Origin of the sequence: Enterobacter sp. Bisph1, from assembly GCF_000814905.1 — a bacterium.
Taxonomy (GTDB): domain Bacteria; phylum Pseudomonadota; class Gammaproteobacteria; order Enterobacterales; family Enterobacteriaceae; genus Kosakonia.
In genome coordinates this window covers 151,200-167,643 of sequence record NZ_JXAG01000047.1, presented here as the reverse complement: position 1 = coordinate 167,643, position 16,444 = coordinate 151,200, and the positions used below count along the sequence as shown (strand labels likewise).

Here is a 16,444-nt window from a genome sequence, read left to right as displayed (position 1 = left end):
TCACCCGTAACGTTAAACTTGTGGACCGCACCCGGACAGGGGCGCATCCCTACGTCAGGATCCGATTTATGAGCAATCGTATTACTGTTCAATTACCCGTCGAAGGACTGCTTTTCTGGAAAATCTCCGGGCGTGAAGCGTTGTCTGAAGCTTTTACCTTCAACCTGCAGCTGCTGGGTACCGACGCGCGAATGGACCGCAGCACGCTGCTTGGAAAATCGGTGACTGTCACCCTTCCAACACAAGCGCTGACCGGCTCACCGCGCTACCTTAACGGCAAAATTACCCGCGTTGCGGTGAGCGCCGTCGAGCTGACCGGCACGCGTTACGCCGTCTATCAGCTGACCGTCGAGCCGGATGTATGGCCGATGAAGCGCGACCGTAACCTGCGCATCTTCCAGGGGCAGACGGTACCGCAAATCGTTAAAACCCTGCTCGGCGAATATCAGGTCAATATTGAAGACAAACTGACCGGCAGCTACCGCAGCTGGGAATACTGTGTCCAGTACCAGGAGAGCAGCTTTGACTTCATCAGCCGCTTAATGGAACTGGAAGGCATTGCTTACCACTTCCGCCACGAAGCGGATAAACACACGCTGGTGCTGACGGATGCCGCCACCCAGCATCAACCCTTTAGCGGTTACGAAATTATTCCTTATCACCAGACGCCGTCCGGCGGTTCGACCTCCGAAGAGGGCATTAGCCAGTGGGCGCTGGAAGACAGCGTGACGCCGGGGCTCTACAGCCTGGATGATTACGACTTCCGCAAACCCAACGCCTGGCTGTTCCAGGCGCGGCAGAACCCAAGCTCGCCGTCGCCGGGCACCATCGATGTTTATGACTGGCCGGGACGCTTTGTTGAGCACGGCCACGGTGAGTTTTACGCCCGCATCCGCCAGGAGCGCTGGCAGGTAGAGCATCAGCAAATTGAAGGCACGGCAACGGCGATGGGTATCGTGCCGGGCAGCACCTTCCAGTTGACTAACGCCGCTTTCTTTAATGACAACGGCGAATACCTGGTGACGGCGGCAAACTACTTTTTCGAAGAGAACCGCTACGCCAGCGGTGCCGACAACGACACCGTTCACCGCACTGATTTCAGCGTGATTCCCTCATCGGTTGTCTTCCGCCCGGCGCAGCAAACCGCCTGGCCGCGCACCTACGGCCCGCAAACGGCAAAAGTCGTCGGGCCGCAGGGGGAAAGCATCTGGACCGATAAATATGGCCGCGTGAAAGTAAAGTTCCACTGGGATCGGCTGGCGAAGGGCGATGATACCAGTTCCTGCTGGGTGCGCGTCTCCAGCGCGTGGGCCGGGCAGGGCTTCGGCGGCGTGCAAATCCCGCGCGTGGGCGACGAAGTAGTAATCGACTTTATCAACGGCGATCCCGACAGGCCCATTATTACCGGCCGCGTCTATAACGAAGCCAGTATGCCGCCGTGGGCGCTGCCTGCCGCCGCCACGCAGATGGGTTTTTTAAGCCGCTCGAAAGATGGCTCTGTCGACAACGCTAACGCCCTGCGCTTTGAAGATAAAGCCGGCGAAGAGCAGGTGTGGATCCAGGCCGAGCGCAATATGGATACCCACGTTAAAAATGACGAAACCCACAGCGTTGGCGGCTCGCAAACCGTCAGCGTCACCCGCGATTACACCGGTTCGGTGGCGGGTAAACATACCCAGGCCACCCAGCTCGCTCATGAAGAGGTGATTGGCGGCGGGTTTACGCAGATGGTGCAAGGCGCGCTGGTGCAGGCGTCCGACTCGGCAATCCAGTTGGTATCGGGACAATCGGTGTTGACGCTGGGTGCAAACGGCACCGTTACGTTGAAATGCGTCAATTTTCAAATTGATGCCACCGGCTCCGGGGCGATTAACACCGCTGGCCTGCTGGATCTCAACCTGTCGAAACCGGAAAAAGGCGCAGATGCGCAGCCGACCATTGCGCAGATCCAGGCGGCGGTCAAAGCGGCGTTTAATCAAGGAACGGATAAATAATGGCGACGGCACAATTTGCCCTTACTGAAGGCACACTGAACGTGCCGGATACGTATCAGGATCGCAGCATTAACGTGCTGAAGTTCAAAGAGAACAACGCGACGCTGGTGATCACCCGCGCCTGGGATATCGAGCCCGGCGACGAAGAGAATTTCCTTAACCAGCAGTTGGCGAAAGTGAAACGCAGCATGCGCAAAGTGGTGATGGACGCCATAGAGGACAGCCGCGTGGCAGGCCAGCCTGCTCGCGAAGTGTCTTTGCGCTTCGAAAATCAGAGCACCATGGTGTATGAGAAGCTTGCCGTCACGCGCATTGACGATCATCTGCTGGTGCTGACCCTCAGCCGTACCCTGCCGTTTGATACCGACGCCGACGCGTTTTGGGCGGCGATCAAAACGGGCTTTCAACTGGGGGCTTAAGGATGACGGATTACATCGCGGCCCGCATTGATGACCCGCTGATCCATAGCTCTGCGCTGGCGGACTTCGTTGGCGGGCTGGTGGAAGGGGCAATTGTTCTCGGTATTGTCGTCGCCGCCGGTTCCGGTATTGGCGCTGTTATTGGTGCCGTGGCGATTGGCGCGCTAATGGTCAGCGGTACGCTGGAGAGCATTGGCGATGCCGCCGGGAAAATGGTGGATGCGCTTATCGACCCCGGGCCTCCCGATGCGCATATTGTTTCCGGTTCTGATGATGTCCATATCATGGGCAAGAAAGCCGCGCGCGCTGCCGGCACGGTAGATCGCGACTATCTTAATAGCCTTGCCGCCGCGCCTGCCGATGACAGTATCGACTGGGCAGCAATCGGTTCGTTGGCGCTGGCCGGGGCGGCGGCGGTATTGAAAACCGCGTTGAACCCAACGGCGGCGATCCTCGCCGTGGCCGAACGCGCCAGCCATCTCACACTTGATGACATGAAAAAGTGGGGCTCGAACCTGTGGGATGATTTAACTCAGCCGACGGTCGAGAGCGCCAACCCCTATGCCACCCCGATGCCGCAAGATAACGTTGACTGCAAAAAAGGCCATATGGTCACCAGCAGCAACTTTGTCGCGCAAGGCTCCAGAACCGTCTTAATCAACAACCAACCGGCGGCGCGCAACGGCGAGAAAAGCACCTGCGAAGCCGAAATCAAAGTCAGTGAAAATCCGCGCGTGCGCATCGGTGGCGATACCATAACCGTGCGCGATATCCGCAGCGGTAAAAACCAGCTGGCGTACCTGCTGGGCAACTTGCTGGGCAGCCTGGGTATTGGTGCGATTTCGCGCCTGATCAAAATGGCCTGCGAGCGCCAGCTGATCCGCGGCGTGCTAAAAGAGATTGTTTGTCCCCTCGGTGGCTTAGCCGTATCGGAGATTGTTTCCGCAGCAGCGATCAGCGCAGCGAACACCGCCTTCCCGGTCAATATTCCGACCGGGGCGAAACTCCTCGCCAAAGAGGAGGATCTCGACTTTGTGCTGCCGGACCGCATGCCGCTCTACTGGCAGCGTATCTACCACAGCCGCAATCGCGCCACCGGCATGCTCGGCACCGGCTGGATGCTGCCCTTTGAAACCCGCCTGATTCGCCTGGCAGACAACCAGCTGATTTTCCGCGATATGAGCGGACGCGAGCTGGGGCTTGGCGAAGTGCTGCCAGGCGATATGATCACCTACCCGGACGAGGGGCTAAAACTCTTCTCCAGCCCGAACGGCGCAATGGTGATTCAGACCGGCGATGGCGAACATCAGGTTTATGAACCGGATCCGACCCGCCCCGGCGAGTGGCGTATGCACCGCCTGTTCGATCGCCATGAAAACGCCCACTATTTTAGCTGGAACGAACGCGGCCAGCTGGTGCGCATCTCCAGCGATAACGAAGCGCTGGATGTGGAACTGGAGCATGACGATGAATCCGGCAGGCTGCATGCGGTGTATCAGGTGTGCGGCGGCGCGCGCCATCAGCTGGTTTCCTATGATTTCAACGAACAAGGGCAACTGATCGCCGTGACCGATGCCGATGGCATTGTTACCCGCGAGTTCGGCTGGGATCGTGCCAGCGATCTGCTGGCCTGGCACGGCTTTTCTACTGGCTTAACCGTGCACTACCTGTGGCGACCCGCCGCCGACTCCAGCCACTGGCGCGTTAGCGCGTATCAGGTGCGCGACGAGCAGGGCACGGTGCTGGAAAACTGGCGCATCGACGCCGATGAAGCCAAACGCGTTGCCCGCGTGAGCAATGACGAAGGCGTGGTAAGCGACCACCATTGGGATGCGCTCTACCGTATTACCGAATATACCGACGTGCACGGCGGTAAATGGCAATTTAGCTGGGCGGGCAAAACCGCACAGCCCCTTGCCGTGATCCAGCCGGATGGCGGCCGCTGGGAGTATGCCTGGGACGAGCGCGGTAATATGGCCCTTGAGCGCGACCCGCTGGATCGCGCGACGCTGAAAACCTGGCATCCGCTGTATGACTTCCCGGTAACGGAAGTGCTGCCGGACGGCGCAACCTGGCGCTATGAATACAATCTGGCGGGCGATGTGGTAACGCTGACGGATCCCGAAGGCGGCGTCACCCGCTTTGAGTGGAACGATCAGGGCGATTTGATCCGCCGCATCGATGCGCTGGATAACAGCCACCGCTTCTGGTGGGACGCGCTGGGGCAGCTGATCCGCGAAGAGGATTGCTCCGGTTACCAGAGCCGTCGCCAGTACGATGAAGCCGGTCGGCTGGAACTCACTACGGACCCGCTGGGCAATAGCGAGCGCTATATCTGGAGCGCCGCAGGCCGCCTGAAAAGTTTTGTTCGCGCCGATGGCCGCGAAACCCTGTTTAAATACAACAAAGCCGGGCTGCTGTGCGGCCAGAGCGTGGACGGTATCAGCGAGCGTAAAGTCACCCTGAACGCGCGCGGCCAGGTCACGGAAGCCGTCGATCCCGCCGGGCATATCACCCGTTTCCGCTTTAACCGCGCGGGTCGGCTGGTCACGCTAACCAACGCCAATAACCAGCAATGGCGTTTCGATTACACCGCCACCGGCCTGCTGATGCGCCAGCATGATTACGCCGGGCGGCAAACGGAGTACCAGTACAACGCATCGCAACAGGTCGCAACCCTGGTACGCCATCCCGCCAGCGGCAGCAACCTGCCGCCGCAGGTAATGAACTACGAATATGACGCCCTCGGGCGCATGGTGGCGCGGGAAACCGAGCAGCACCGCACCGAATACCGCTACAGCGAGCTGGCGACGGAAGTGCGCCGCTATGTTTACAGCGAGTGGCGGCAGGCGATGATTGATTCCCGCGAGCCGGAAAACGCCGAGGTGATTGTTTTCCGCCGCAACAAGTTGGGGGATCTGGTCAGTGAAGAGAACCATTCTGGTATTTATCAGCATCAATATGATGCGTTAAGTAACCTTAGCGCTACCACCTTCCCGGACGGACGCCAGATGCAGTATCTGCGCTACGGCACCGGGCATCTGCTGGAGATGCAGCTCGCCTTCGCGGGTAAAACGCTGCCAATCACCGGCTACCGGCGCGACAAACTGCACCGCGAAACCCACCGCACGCAGGGCGCGCTGGAGCTGGAAACCCAGTACGATATCGCCGGGCGGATCACTCAGCGCCGCTGCATGGACAATGTGCGCGACCGGCTGGTCTTCGAGCGCCGTTACCAGTGGGATCGCGCCGACCAGATTATCCGTCAGATGTATACCGACGGCGCACCGCCGACGCCTGCGGAAAAATACCGTCAGTCGCTGTGGGGCTACGACGCCGCAGGGCGCATGACCCAGAGCATCCAGCCGACGGGTGAAGAACGTTTCTGGTACGACGCGGCGGATAACCGCACCACGGCGGATTTACCGCCGGTGTGGGACAACCTGCTGAAACGCCTGGAAGGCGTGCGCTGGGAGTATGACGGTTTTGGTCGCATGACCGAACGCCACGATGCTCAGCGCGGTACGGTGCAGCGCTTCAGCTATGACGATGAGCATCGCATCAGCCAGGTGCTTATCGAGGGTAATTCTGAATTTACTAAAGCCGAATATCGCTACGATGCCCTCGGTCGCCGCACGGAAAAACGGGTGTGGAAAAAGCGCGACCGCCAGCCGGAATGCACGCATTTCGCCTGGGCGGGATTGCAGATGGTCGGCGAAACCAGCGAAAGCAACCCGGATGCGGCGGTGCAGTATATCTACACCGAGAACAGCTACGAACCGCTGGCCCGCGTCGACAGCGTTGAACAGCATGCGGAAGTCTACTGGTATCACACGGAACTAAACGGTCTGCCAGAAAAAGTCACCGACAGCAGCGGCGACGTGGTGTGGCAGGGCGTGTCCACCACCTGGGGACGCAGCGAACGGGAAACCGCGCGCGTCGGCTGGGATGTACCACAGAACCTGCGCTTCCAGGGGCAGTATCTGGACCGCGAAACGGGGCTGCATTACAACACTTTCCGCTATTATGATCCGTGTGGTGGGCGTTACACGCAGATGGACCCGATAGGGTTGCTCGGTGGGCTGAACACTTATAGTTATGTGGTGGATCCGTTAACTTGGATGGATCCGCTGGGTCTGGCAAGAATTGGTTGCTATCAACCACCTGAGAAAGATGTATTCTACCGATCTATGTCTGAGCGGGATTATAAAGTTTTGAAAGCAACAGGACGCATGCCAGGTACAACAGAGACCACAATTTCGCCGACACGGGGATTTTCTCAAAACTATGACGGTATTTTAGTAAAATTCACGATGAAACCAGGTACTACCGATGCTTTGGAAAGAATTGGCATAAGGGATAGCTCTTCATTAGCAGCAAATACTTATCCTGAAATGCTCAGCCCCGCTAAGACTAGGGGCTGGGGGACCCAATATGCAAGGTTCAAAGGTGAAGGAGACCAGATTAATATAGCTTTAGGTAGAGAAGGTGGGAATGCATTAAATATATTTAATGATGGAATACACTCATTTGAGGTTTTACCAAAATGATTATTGATAAAAAAGATTTGATCTTATCCGTTATTAACAACACCCCTCTAAGGAAGGGTAAAATAACTGATGAGGAGTTTTTGAGAAAATTTTTAAACGGACCCGCTAATATCAATGAGGCGATTTCTAGAGAATTAAATAATTCACTGGTTACAAAGGATCCAGTTTCTCTCGAGCTTGCAATGTACTTGGGATTTCACTTTGAATTCTCTGAAAACGATGTAAATACGCTTGCTTCACTGATGACTGAAAATTGGCATGAAAAGCATGCTGATGTTTTAAGAGCGTTAGTCGGTTTGAAAAGTCATTCTTCTGAAGTAGTCGATGCAATCTATCATTGTGCGATCACTGATTTCGACTATCTCGAAGATGATAGAGAAGATGGGATATTTACTCTTGCATCAGACTGTATTTATGCTTTAGCAAAAATTGGAACGCCTTGTGCAATTGATAAACTAAAATTATTAATGGAAAGCAGATGGGAAGAAGTACGCGAACAAGTTGACAATGTTATGAGAAATTACGATCTTAAGTAGGCATGTCTTTAAAAATTATTTTCTTTGAGAAAAGCTCATCTAATTAGAAGGTATAGTTTTAATAAATACACTTTTTTGAATAAAAGCATGATTATTAAAATGAAAAATAAATTTATGAACTGTCGTGGGCGCTAATAGGAGTGTTTTTATTTGTAAACAATCGATTTTGTTTCTGATGAAAATCTCAATTAAATTAAGGTAAGATTTAGAGCATGAATGAGATTAAGGTTATTAAATCTCACCTAATTATTTTTTAGATAAAAGAGCAGCGTTTGAATGAACTGGTGTTTAATTATCGATTGGTTAGCAGACGCTCATTCTTAGATACAGATTTGCATCTCATTTTATGATAAATCAAGGAAATATAATTATTTGATAGGTTTAATCTTTTATAAAAAATCAATAAATAAAGATTGAATGTTTTTCGAAGGGTTGTCGAAATTATTAATTCCAAAAAAAATTATAGAGACATTTGGTCTTGGAGTTAGTGATTTTTTCATCGTTTGATGAAAAATTTAAAATATATTGCGGGCGTTGGATGGAAAAGATAATTTAAGCGCAAACTAGTTGTTAAATGGAAGCATTTACGCCCAAAACATTATAAGTTATTAGATTAGTAAAGAATTTCTTCCCGTATCGATAATCGTTAAAAGTATATAAGAATTAATATCGAGCGGAGTGGTTTTGCTGTAAAAAAACCGACTAAAAGGATAATTTTTTAGCTGAGGGCCGTCACCTAAATTTTTAGCTACTAATTATATTCTCTAAACGAGAATATTTATATCTACGTTTGCAGCTCAGAAATGCCCTCAAACCCCATATACCCGCTCTTTTGGCAGCATCTCCAGCGCTTCACTAATGCGTTCGGCTTCCACCAGAGCACATATCTCCTGCGTCAGATCAGTCACATCCGTGATGTTAACTATCCATTTCTGGCAGTAATCTTTGAGCGCTTGATTGCGCAAGCCGATCTGGATAGTACGATGCTCAAGTTTGTTCAACCGAATGTCGCGCTCCGGATCCCATTGAATAACCACATCTGAAGATTTGATTCGTTTTTGCCATTCAGCTTCTTCGCTGCCGGATTGTTGATGATGACTCAGAATCCCCTGTTCAAGGATTTCACGAAATCCCTCGTGGGTGAGATCGATAGCCAGGATCCGCTGTTGGTTGTGATCTTTCTTGCCCCATCCAGAGCGGTACATCATCCACATAAAAGAGGGCTTGATCCATGTCATCCGGGTCATACTAAACGGCGGAGAGACAAAGGTACCGTTCTCAAGGGCGCTATCGGCGATGGCGTCAGAATAGGCCTGGTAAACGCGTATAATATCTTGGTTATAAAACGCTCGGATCTCTCTTTCGCCAGGCGTATTAGCGAGTATTTCTCTCTTCATTATTCTGTGATTTATCCTAAATATGACCGCTTGATATCACTTTTTATCATTCGACCTGAACGAAGTAAAACAATTCTTAAAGTCGTTGATTTAGTTCATCTTATAATAATAACTCTATTGTACAAAAAATTTTTTTGAAGCAGCAGAAAAAATGCGTAGCATAAAAATACCTCATCGAAGCAGCTTTCGCCTCTCTATTTCCTTTCTACCCCACCAATTATGATAGTAACCAGTATGATACTCGCGTACTTTATATCACTAGCTTGACTCTCTTATCCTGCAAGGCAATTAAATAGCCAGGCCTGAAAAAAATGGCGACTACGTTTTTGACCAATCATTACCCCTGTGCTATATAAGGCTAAATGTGCTCAACGTACTGTTTTGACTTAAATTTGATGATGTTACTCACCAGATTGGCGCATGGGCTAAGTCTCAAGGATATGACGGAATATTTGTTCCTTCAGCACGAAATCCCACTGGTTCAAATTTGATTGCTTTCTTCGGATTTTAATATGCATAGATTAGAAAGGTATTATTCTGGTGATGCTGACTGGAATGATTTTGTAAGGCTCTACGCTGAGGATTATCTAGATGAAAATGCACGTATTTTATCTAGTAAGCTCAATGGCGCTCTTGACTTGGCAATCGTTATCTACGGAAAAAGAGGGATAAAAGAAGGAGAATGGTGGATAGAGCAGAAAGTACCTATGCTTGACAATATCAGACCATTAGACTGTCTTGATGAGCCTGAGTTACTTAAGCGCCTTCGGGAATGTTTAATGCGGATGCCATAAAGAAATATGGCGGTAGCGTAACCGATTTCTTACACAATGACGACGTTATGAAGGTAATTTACAGCCACAACCGGTAGTACGAACCGAACATCGGGTGAGTTATTTTAATTGATCCGATAGGGCTGGCGGGGGGCATTAATTTATATCAGTATGCGCCGAACCCTCTCAGTTGGATCGATCCTTTAGGCTTATATAAAGGTGAAGGTCAACGTGAGCTTGGTAAATATAATTTATTCCATGAACATACTTTAGATCCTTCTGAATATTCTCTTTCCGACCGAGAGCATTTTAAACGTGGAAATCAATCTGTTTATGAGAGAATGCTAAACGAACCTGTGTTCAGACGAGAAATGCAGACTAAATATCCTGGAGTGGTTGAACATGTTCAACCGATGTATATCTACACGGAGAACAGTCACGAACCGCTGGCCCGTGTCGACAGCGTTGAACAGCATGCGGAAGTCTACTGGCATCACACAGAATTAAATGGTCTGCCGGAAAAAGTCACCGACAGCAGCGGCGATGTGGTGTGGCAGGGCGTGTCCACCACCTGGGGACGCAGCGTGCGGGAAACCGCGCGCGTCGGCTGGGATGTGCCACAGAACCTGTGCGTTTCCAGGGGCAGTATCTGGACCGGGAGACGGGCCTGCATTACAACACCTTTCGCTATTATGACCCCTGCGGCGGGCGCTACACGCAGATGGACCCGATTGGGTTGCTCGGTGGGCTGAACACATATAGTTATGTGGTGGATCCGCTGGTTTGGGTGGATCCGTTGGGTTGGAAAAGCTGTAGATTGCAGTATATGGGAAGAACACCGAGCAAAAATTCCCGTACTGGCCGCGCCGTTATTCAGCGGATGCGTGAAGAAGGAAGAATTATTGGTTCAGGTAATAATATGCGATTTAAAAGCTCTACGGACGGGAAATGGTATCCAGTAAAAATGGCCGATATGGCACATTTAACTGATGCAGTTTCATATTGGAATCAAAAAGGTGGTTTCTATGGTGCTAAAGCATCAGAAGTAAGAGCCTGGATCAGGGATCCAAATAATTATGAACTTGAATATTTTGGATATAACCGTTCGCAAGGCACGAAACTACTTGAAACTTATAGAGATCCAGCGACTTTTATTGGGCCCGCTGAGGTTTCACAATATTTTTAGGAGGAATAATGAAAGAGCTTTCAAAAATTGATACGGTTTTAGAAAATAAAATTATTGAGACTATTTCTCTTGGGAATGAGCTTGATGATAATAAAAGATATGATGAGGCACTAGAAAAATATGATGAAGCCTTTTCTCTCTTACCCGAACCAAAGTTTGAATGGGAAATGATTAGTGCATGGCTTGTTGGGTGTTATTTTAATGCCTATTTTGCTATGGGGAATTATTTAAAAGCTAAAGAATGGGCTTATTTAGAATTAAAACACAGAAGTTCTGATATTGATATTACACCTTACATTAATATTGGTATGGCTTCTTTTGAGATGAATGAAGTTGATGAAGCATATAAAAATTTTGACGTGGCATATAAATATGGTCAAGAAAGACCATTTAAAGAATACCCTAAAAAATATCTTAAATTCTACCTTGAGAGAAAATCCTAATTACTTTCTAAAGAATATTTGACATATTGGATAGTAATAACGAGACCGGAAATGAAACTTCCGGTTTTTTTGTGATATTTTTATATATTAACGAATTTTGACCAAATTAAGTAAGTTTATGATCTTTCACTGAATCTATCATGCTTGAAAATTTTTCTGTAAAATTTACAAAATGTATATGCTATAAAACATTTATTGAGTTAACAAGTATAAATGGCACTTCCGGAAATGTACTTCCGTTAAGAGTAAACTCAAAAACTTTTTTGGTGAAATGAAATCTATCAATTGTGATTTTACGGACTTCTACCATGCAAAATAAAATTTTTATGCATTCTATTTTGAAAGCTGAAAATCTGATGACATAAATTTTAGGGGGGTATATCTGGATCCATCTTTATTGGCGCAAGGCTTTCAGATAGTTAAATTTCAAGCTGTCTAATGGCAGGAAAAATTAAATATTTATAACATTAAAGGTTTCACAAATAAAAGTGTTGAGCCGGAAATAACACTCTATTTTCGGCTCTTGACTAAATGCTTTCAAACCAGCACAGCCTTCACCTCTTTTACTACCTGCAACGCCTGCAGAAGCTGCTTTCTGAGTTCATATACTTCATTATTGTCAGCAATAATGCTCAGACAGCCCGGTGAAATCCTTACAGTAACGCCTCTTCCGGTATCGAAACCGGCTTCTTTGAGCCAGTCACCTTTGAGATGCAGGCTGGGATGTCGCGAGTAATATCTGGAATGCAGTGTCTTAGGATCCTGATGTCGTTTGCTCACATAACCGACTTTATAGCGACGCTGTGCTTTGGAAATCTTGCTTTCTGCCTTAGAATGCGTTTTAGCCATGATTAACTACCTCGTTTAGTTGATTGTGGTGAGCGGTGGCAGTGAGCTGCGAACTCATTGCCATCGCGTTAATACGAATACCTACGTTTTAGATTCTGCTAAATCCTTCACCAGAAGATATAAAAAGTAATTTTTCATCACCCTGCTCAATGCTTTCTGCTCTTTATGGGATAAAGTACCAGCCAGTGCGCAGAGTAAGTGCAGTTCTTTGTTATGGAAGAAGATTTCTTTCGCTTTAACGGGCCTGCCAACCAGTTCGTCGATAGAGACATCAAATATGTCGGCCAGCTTAATTACGGTTGATAGTTGTGGACACATATGCCCGCGCTCCCATCGATTATAAACTCTGGGTAAAACGTTTAGCAGTTGTGACAGCTCTGTTTGAGATAATCCTTTTGCTTCACGCAATTTTTTCATCTGAGCCGAAATAATGGTCATATATCAATCTTCCATGAATATAACGTGACTGTTTAAGCTTTACGATACAAATTAATTTGTCTACTTCGATATGATTCAATATTAATCGTTAAAACACGTATACCCAACCGGGCACCGATAAATATGCGAACTGTTTTCCAAAATAAAAAAACATAACAGATCGCCATTTTTACCCCGGACGCGCTGAAGCTGGAAACCCAGTACGATATCGCCAGGCACATTACCCAGCGCCGCTGCATCTTCTCCCCCAGCTTCGTAACCTCCGCAATCTTCCAACCAACCGGCAACCACTTGATTGGGCAAGCCGAGCTGTATCGTGCCGTATCAGGCTGGTTGAAACGCATATCGCGTTCCGGCTCCTCCTGAATCACACCTCCGCCGCTTTGATTTTGTTACCTGGCTTTTTTGCTGCAGAAACGCCAGCGATCGCTCAAAATCCTCTGGTTAACTATTCGCCGTAATTCCACAAGACTAAGATCAACGGTGAGGATCCGCAGCTGGCTGACGTGCTTTTTGCCCCAGCCGGAGCGGTGAAAAGTCCACACAAAAGAGGGCTTAATTATCGACAGCGGGTCAGTATGAACGACGTGGATACGAAGGAACTCATAGCAGCGCCTTGTCCGCAAGAGTGTTTGAATAGCCTTGCTAAACACGAATAAAATCTTCACTATAAAAAGCGCTAATTTCCCTTTTGGCAGTGAAATGAACTCATGTTTTTATTTTTATCAGGATGAAATTTACCCTAAATAAGCTTATCGCTTCGGTATCTGGCGCAAGAGGTATAGAAACGTTTAAAGCGGAAAACTATTTACTTCGATGCGTAATAATTACCGCATTATACAAATAATTCCTCGCTAGAGAGCCGCTTATTTAACGAAGCATGAAACTTTTTAATTGAAGCGACTGCTGTAAATATATAATGTAATTCAATCGGTTACCCTGTGGAAGTAGGGTTTCAGCGACTTGTCCGATATCACCTCCTTGACCTACATATACCTCACATCAATTAAATCGCGGTTTGGGAATATATTAACGAATCGAATTTTGACTAGTCTATAAGCTTGAGCTATATAAGGAATATCCTAAAAATCCTTCTCATTGCGCGAATGTTTAAAATTTAGTCGTATAACATGATTAAAATTATTCATAATATAAATGGTAATAAGTGCACTACACTGCAAAGGCAGCTCGACTCTTTAAGAAAACGATAAAAAGAGTTATTCGCATATAGCAGCCTTTTTGTTTATATATCGTGCATCAGAGACGGGTTTTGCCCAGGGAAGAATGGTTATGGTTGACTTCAACGCGGATATTGTGAGCTTTACCTCGCTTGGAAACGTACGTTTAGGTGATTCAATTGATTTTTATCTGGATGACATATTCAATCGATTTAATGTGGAAATAAAAGAGTACTCTCTGCCTGCGCCATCTATTGAAACGCGATATGCCTATTTAGTTGATAAAGGCACCTTAACAATCGCCACCACCACGGACGATATTATTGTTTCGCTGGGCTGTAATGAAAATTATAGCGGAAAATATAAAAATCGATTATCGGCGGGGATGACAATGGGGGAGTTGCTTAACCTCAGCACAAATGTGAGTATTGTTAACGGCGCGCTGATTATTGATAACGATTACGGGCTCTCTTTTACGTTGCCTTCCCCCTACGATGAAATCGCCGATTCACTCGCGCAAATTCCCGATGATGTCGTACTCAATCAAATTTATGTAAGCGATCATTCCGCCTGGAAGCCGCGTTAAGCCTAACGGCGCTATTCTGCTGATGTTTGCGCCTGCTTAATGGTGAAGCCCAACATCGGCGGAGACTGCGCAACACCGTTTTCCTGGCAACAACGCAAAGCCATTTAACCCGCAGAAAAACACCTTTTCTCAGCGATGATGGTGATAAAAAGGCGCGGCGAGAGTGCTCACGCTGCGTGCTTTTTTTAGGTAAAACACCAAAGCCGAAGCGGGCAGACTGACGCCCGTAAAACCTTCCCGTATACTGCGAAAAACAAAAGAAAATAACCTCTTTTCAATACTTACCGGGGATGGAATGGAAACGGCTGAATTCTTCGCGCAGCTCGCGCAACAATTGCTCCTCTCGGCACCGCTCTTTTTATTGATTGCGCTGGGATATGGCCTGGGACGCTTCGCGGGCTGGCCGGAGTCGGTCAATGAAGGGCTTAACCGCTTCTGTTTCAATGTGGCTATCCCATGCATGCTGTTCAAAGTGATGAGCAAGTTCTTTGAAAGCCCTCCGGTGGATATGCGCCTGCTGATTGCTTACTTCGGCACCTGCTTTGTTATCTATGTGATTGGCCGTATCGCCGCGAAAAGTCTGTTCCGCATGGAGGCCATTTCCGCCTCGGTATTTAGCCTTGCGGGCATTTTCTCCAATAACGTCATGCTCGGTATTCCGGTCGCCATTATTCTGCTGGGTACGCCGAGCCTCTCATCCGTCGCGCTGGTACTGGTTTTTAATAGCCTGATTTTATGGACGCTGGTTACCGTGTCGGTGGAGTGGGCGCAAAACGGCAGTTTCTCGGTGAGAGGGATCGCCAAAACGCTGCTCAGCGTACTGCGCAACTCGATTATTATCGGTATTTTTAGCGGCTTCGCCTGGAGCTTCTTGTTTCACCGCCCGCTGCCGCAATTCCTCGACAGCCCGGTGGGCATGGTGGCGCAGGTTGCCGCGCCGCTGACGCTGATTACCCTTGGTATGAGCCTCTCGCGCTATCAAATCCGTAAAGGGCTGCCGGAAAGTTTGACCATTTGCCTGTTTAAACTGATTTTAATGCCCGCGCTGATTTGGCTTATTGCCTGGCTGCTGCATCTGCCACGGGCCGAGAGCCAGGTCGTGGTACTGCTGGGATCGATGGCGGTGGGAATTAATGTCTATCTGATGGCACAAAAATTCCAGGTGCTGCAGGGGGCGACGGCGACCAGCATGCTGCTTTCCACGCTGCTATCTACCGTAACCACGCCGCTGTTTATGATTTTAATGGCCCATTATTATCCCGACTGGCCCTAAGGCCAGCCGGAACGGCGTTAGACAATATCATCCACTACGCCGCCGTCCACGCGCAGCGCCGCGCCAGAGGTGGCTGAAGCCTGTTTCGAGCATACATACACCACCATGTTCGCCACCTCTTCAACGGTGGCGGCGCGCTGAATAACCGAGCTTGGGCGGTTAGCCATCACAAACTCTTTCGCCAGCGTCTCCAGCGACTTACCGGTTTTCTCCATCTCCTCTTGCATCATCCCGGCAAAGCCGTCCGAAAGGGTAGGCCCCGGCAGCACGCTGTTAACCGTCACACCGCTGCCGGCGACAAACTTCGCCAGCCCGCGCGCCAGCGACAGCTGCGCGGTTTTGCTCACGCCGTAATGAATCATGTCCGCCGGGATATTCAGCGCGGATTCTGAAGAGATAAACACCACGCGCCCCCAACCCTTTTTCACCATTGTCGGCAGCAGCGCGCGGGAAAGACGCACGCCGGACATCACGTTGGTTTGCCAGTAGCTTTCCCATGTGGCGTCGTCGGTGGCATAAAAATCCTGCTGGCCATAAATCCCGGCATTATTCACCAGGATATCGACCTCACCGCTCGCTTTCAGCAGGTTTTCTACACCCTGCGCCGAGCCAAGATCGGCGATCGCCGTGCGGATTTTCGCCCCCGGGACCTGTTGCGCCAGCGCCGCCTGGGCCTTATTCACCGAGCCTTCGCTGCGCCCGTTAAGGATCACTTCCGCGCCGCTCTCAGCCAGCCCTTTCGCAATGGCAAAACCAATACCGCCCGTTGATGCCGTGACCAGTGCTATGCTTCCGTCGAGTGAGATTTTCATCGTCTGCTCC

General features: G+C 49.4%; 16 protein-coding genes and 1 pseudogene. 11 read left to right on the top strand and 6 right to left on the bottom strand.

Features of this window, described 5'->3' with window-relative positions; all coding sequences use genetic code 11:
• The first annotated feature begins 68 nt into the window (after positions 1 to 68).
• Genes RW65_RS16195 through RW65_RS16180 form a run of 4 tightly spaced genes read left to right on the top strand, consistent with a single transcriptional unit; the run spans position 69 to position 7,499 of the window.
• Complete coding sequence (locus RW65_RS16195) at positions 69 to 1,994, top strand: type VI secretion system Vgr family protein (protein ID WP_039057816.1); 1,926 nt, start codon at positions 69 to 71, stop codon at positions 1,992 to 1,994.
• Positions 1,994 to 2,413: a DcrB-related protein gene (locus RW65_RS16190; protein ID WP_039057815.1), complete on the top strand. Its 420-nt coding sequence runs from the start codon at positions 1,994 to 1,996 to the stop codon at positions 2,411 to 2,413. Before RW65_RS16195 ends, RW65_RS16190 begins: the two co-directional genes overlap by 1 nt.
• Positions 2,414 to 2,415: 2 nt before the next feature.
• Complete coding sequence (locus RW65_RS16185; RefSeq protein ID WP_231564399.1) at positions 2,416 to 6,963, top strand: RHS repeat-associated core domain-containing protein; 4,548 nt, start codon at positions 2,416 to 2,418, stop codon at positions 6,961 to 6,963.
• Entirely contained in the window at positions 6,960 to 7,499 is a 540-nt protein-coding gene (locus RW65_RS16180) for a hypothetical protein (protein WP_039057814.1), read from the top strand. Before RW65_RS16185 ends, RW65_RS16180 begins: the two co-directional genes overlap by 4 nt.
• Positions 7,500 to 8,308: 809 nt before the next feature.
• Here the strand turns inward: RW65_RS16180 and RW65_RS16175 are convergent.
• Positions 8,309 to 8,896, bottom strand: coding sequence for a DUF4291 domain-containing protein (locus RW65_RS16175; RefSeq protein WP_039057813.1), 588 nt, complete (start codon positions 8,894 to 8,896; stop codon positions 8,309 to 8,311).
• A gap of 512 nt (positions 8,897 to 9,408) precedes the next feature.
• On the opposite strand from RW65_RS16175, the gene RW65_RS16170 reads away from it, so the two are divergent.
• The 5 genes and pseudogenes from RW65_RS16170 to RW65_RS16160 all read left to right on the top strand — a co-directional run bounded on the left by RW65_RS16170 (position 9,409) and on the right by RW65_RS16160 (position 11,298).
• Positions 9,409 to 9,690, top strand: a complete 282-nt coding sequence (locus tag RW65_RS16170) for a hypothetical protein (protein WP_039057812.1) — start codon at positions 9,409 to 9,411, stop codon at positions 9,688 to 9,690.
• A 110-nt stretch (positions 9,691 to 9,800) separates the two neighbouring features.
• Positions 9,801 to 9,881: pseudogene (locus RW65_RS23390) on the top strand (RHS repeat-associated core domain-containing protein); the annotation flags it as partial.
• Positions 9,882 to 10,010: 129 nt separating this feature from the next.
• Positions 10,011 to 10,421 carry an RHS domain-containing protein gene (locus tag RW65_RS23385; RefSeq protein WP_502685562.1) on the top strand — a complete coding sequence of 137 codons (411 nt, stop codon included), beginning with the start codon at positions 10,011 to 10,013 and terminating at the stop codon, positions 10,419 to 10,421.
• Positions 10,319 to 10,855, top strand: coding sequence for an RHS repeat-associated core domain-containing protein (locus RW65_RS23380; RefSeq protein ID WP_502685561.1), 537 nt, complete (start codon positions 10,319 to 10,321; stop codon positions 10,853 to 10,855). The genes RW65_RS23385 and RW65_RS23380 overlap by 103 nt, the downstream gene beginning before the upstream one ends.
• Positions 10,856 to 10,863: 8 nt before the next feature.
• On the top strand, positions 10,864 to 11,298 hold the full coding sequence (locus tag RW65_RS16160) for a hypothetical protein (RefSeq protein WP_039057810.1): 435 nt from the start codon (positions 10,864 to 10,866) through the stop codon (positions 11,296 to 11,298).
• Positions 11,299 to 11,835: 537 nt separating this feature from the next.
• On the opposite strand, the gene RW65_RS16155 is transcribed toward RW65_RS16160, so the two are convergent.
• The 4 genes from RW65_RS16155 to RW65_RS23255 all read right to left on the bottom strand — a co-directional run bounded on the left by RW65_RS16155 (position 11,836) and on the right by RW65_RS23255 (position 13,238).
• Complete coding sequence (locus tag RW65_RS16155; RefSeq protein WP_039057809.1) at positions 11,836 to 12,147, bottom strand: SymE family type I addiction module toxin; 312 nt, start codon at positions 12,145 to 12,147, stop codon at positions 11,836 to 11,838.
• Between the two features lie 81 nt (positions 12,148 to 12,228).
• Positions 12,229 to 12,585: a helix-turn-helix domain-containing protein gene (locus RW65_RS21425; protein WP_052250329.1), complete on the bottom strand. Its 357-nt coding sequence runs from the start codon at positions 12,583 to 12,585 to the stop codon at positions 12,229 to 12,231.
• A gap of 32 nt (positions 12,586 to 12,617) precedes the next feature.
• Positions 12,618 to 12,929: a hypothetical protein gene (locus tag RW65_RS16145; RefSeq protein ID WP_156124015.1), complete on the bottom strand. Its 312-nt coding sequence runs from the start codon at positions 12,927 to 12,929 to the stop codon at positions 12,618 to 12,620.
• A gap of 48 nt (positions 12,930 to 12,977) precedes the next feature.
• A complete protein-coding gene (locus RW65_RS23255) occupies positions 12,978 to 13,238 on the bottom strand; it encodes a DUF4291 family protein (protein WP_197058896.1) in 261 nt (86 codons plus the stop codon).
• A gap of 637 nt (positions 13,239 to 13,875) precedes the next feature.
• Between RW65_RS23255 and RW65_RS16140 the strand changes: the two genes are divergently transcribed.
• Both RW65_RS16140 and RW65_RS16135 read left to right on the top strand, forming a co-directional pair.
• Positions 13,876 to 14,349, top strand: coding sequence for a hypothetical protein (locus tag RW65_RS16140; protein WP_231564398.1), 474 nt, complete (start codon positions 13,876 to 13,878; stop codon positions 14,347 to 14,349).
• A gap of 295 nt (positions 14,350 to 14,644) precedes the next feature.
• Complete coding sequence (locus RW65_RS16135; protein WP_039057806.1) at positions 14,645 to 15,622, top strand: AEC family transporter; 978 nt, start codon at positions 14,645 to 14,647, stop codon at positions 15,620 to 15,622.
• 17 nt (positions 15,623 to 15,639) lie between these two features.
• Here the strand turns inward: RW65_RS16135 and RW65_RS16130 are convergent, their stop codons facing one another.
• Positions 15,640 to 16,434: an SDR family NAD(P)-dependent oxidoreductase gene (locus RW65_RS16130; protein WP_039057805.1), complete on the bottom strand. Its 795-nt coding sequence runs from the start codon at positions 16,432 to 16,434 to the stop codon at positions 15,640 to 15,642.
• Positions 16,435 to 16,444: the final 10 nt, after the last annotated feature.

Coding starts and splice junctions, on each gene's coding strand:
- RW65_RS16195 (WP_039057816.1), top strand. CDS start 69: ATGAGCAATCGTATTACTGTTCAATTACCCGTCGAAGGACTGCTTTTC.
- RW65_RS16190 (WP_039057815.1), top strand. CDS start 1,994: ATGGCGACGGCACAATTTGCCCTTACTGAAGGCACACTGAACGTGCCG.
- RW65_RS16185 (WP_231564399.1), top strand. CDS start 2,416: ATGACGGATTACATCGCGGCCCGCATTGATGACCCGCTGATCCATAGC.
- RW65_RS16180 (WP_039057814.1), top strand. CDS start 6,960: ATGATTATTGATAAAAAAGATTTGATCTTATCCGTTATTAACAACACC.
- RW65_RS16175 (WP_039057813.1), bottom strand. CDS start 8,896: ATGAAGAGAGAAATACTCGCTAATACGCCTGGCGAAAGAGAGATCCGA.
- RW65_RS16170 (WP_039057812.1), top strand. CDS start 9,409: ATGCATAGATTAGAAAGGTATTATTCTGGTGATGCTGACTGGAATGAT.
- RW65_RS23385 (WP_502685562.1), top strand. CDS start 10,011: ATGCTAAACGAACCTGTGTTCAGACGAGAAATGCAGACTAAATATCCT.
- RW65_RS16160 (WP_039057810.1), top strand. CDS start 10,864: ATGAAAGAGCTTTCAAAAATTGATACGGTTTTAGAAAATAAAATTATT.
- RW65_RS16155 (WP_039057809.1), bottom strand. CDS start 12,147: ATGGCTAAAACGCATTCTAAGGCAGAAAGCAAGATTTCCAAAGCACAG.
- RW65_RS21425 (WP_052250329.1), bottom strand. CDS start 12,585: ATGACCATTATTTCGGCTCAGATGAAAAAATTGCGTGAAGCAAAAGGA.
- RW65_RS16145 (WP_156124015.1), bottom strand. CDS start 12,929: ATGCGTTTCAACCAGCCTGATACGGCACGATACAGCTCGGCTTGCCCA.
- RW65_RS16140 (WP_231564398.1), top strand. CDS start 13,876: ATGGTTGACTTCAACGCGGATATTGTGAGCTTTACCTCGCTTGGAAAC.
- RW65_RS16135 (WP_039057806.1), top strand. CDS start 14,645: ATGGAAACGGCTGAATTCTTCGCGCAGCTCGCGCAACAATTGCTCCTC.
- RW65_RS16130 (WP_039057805.1), bottom strand. CDS start 16,434: ATGAAAATCTCACTCGACGGAAGCATAGCACTGGTCACGGCATCAACG.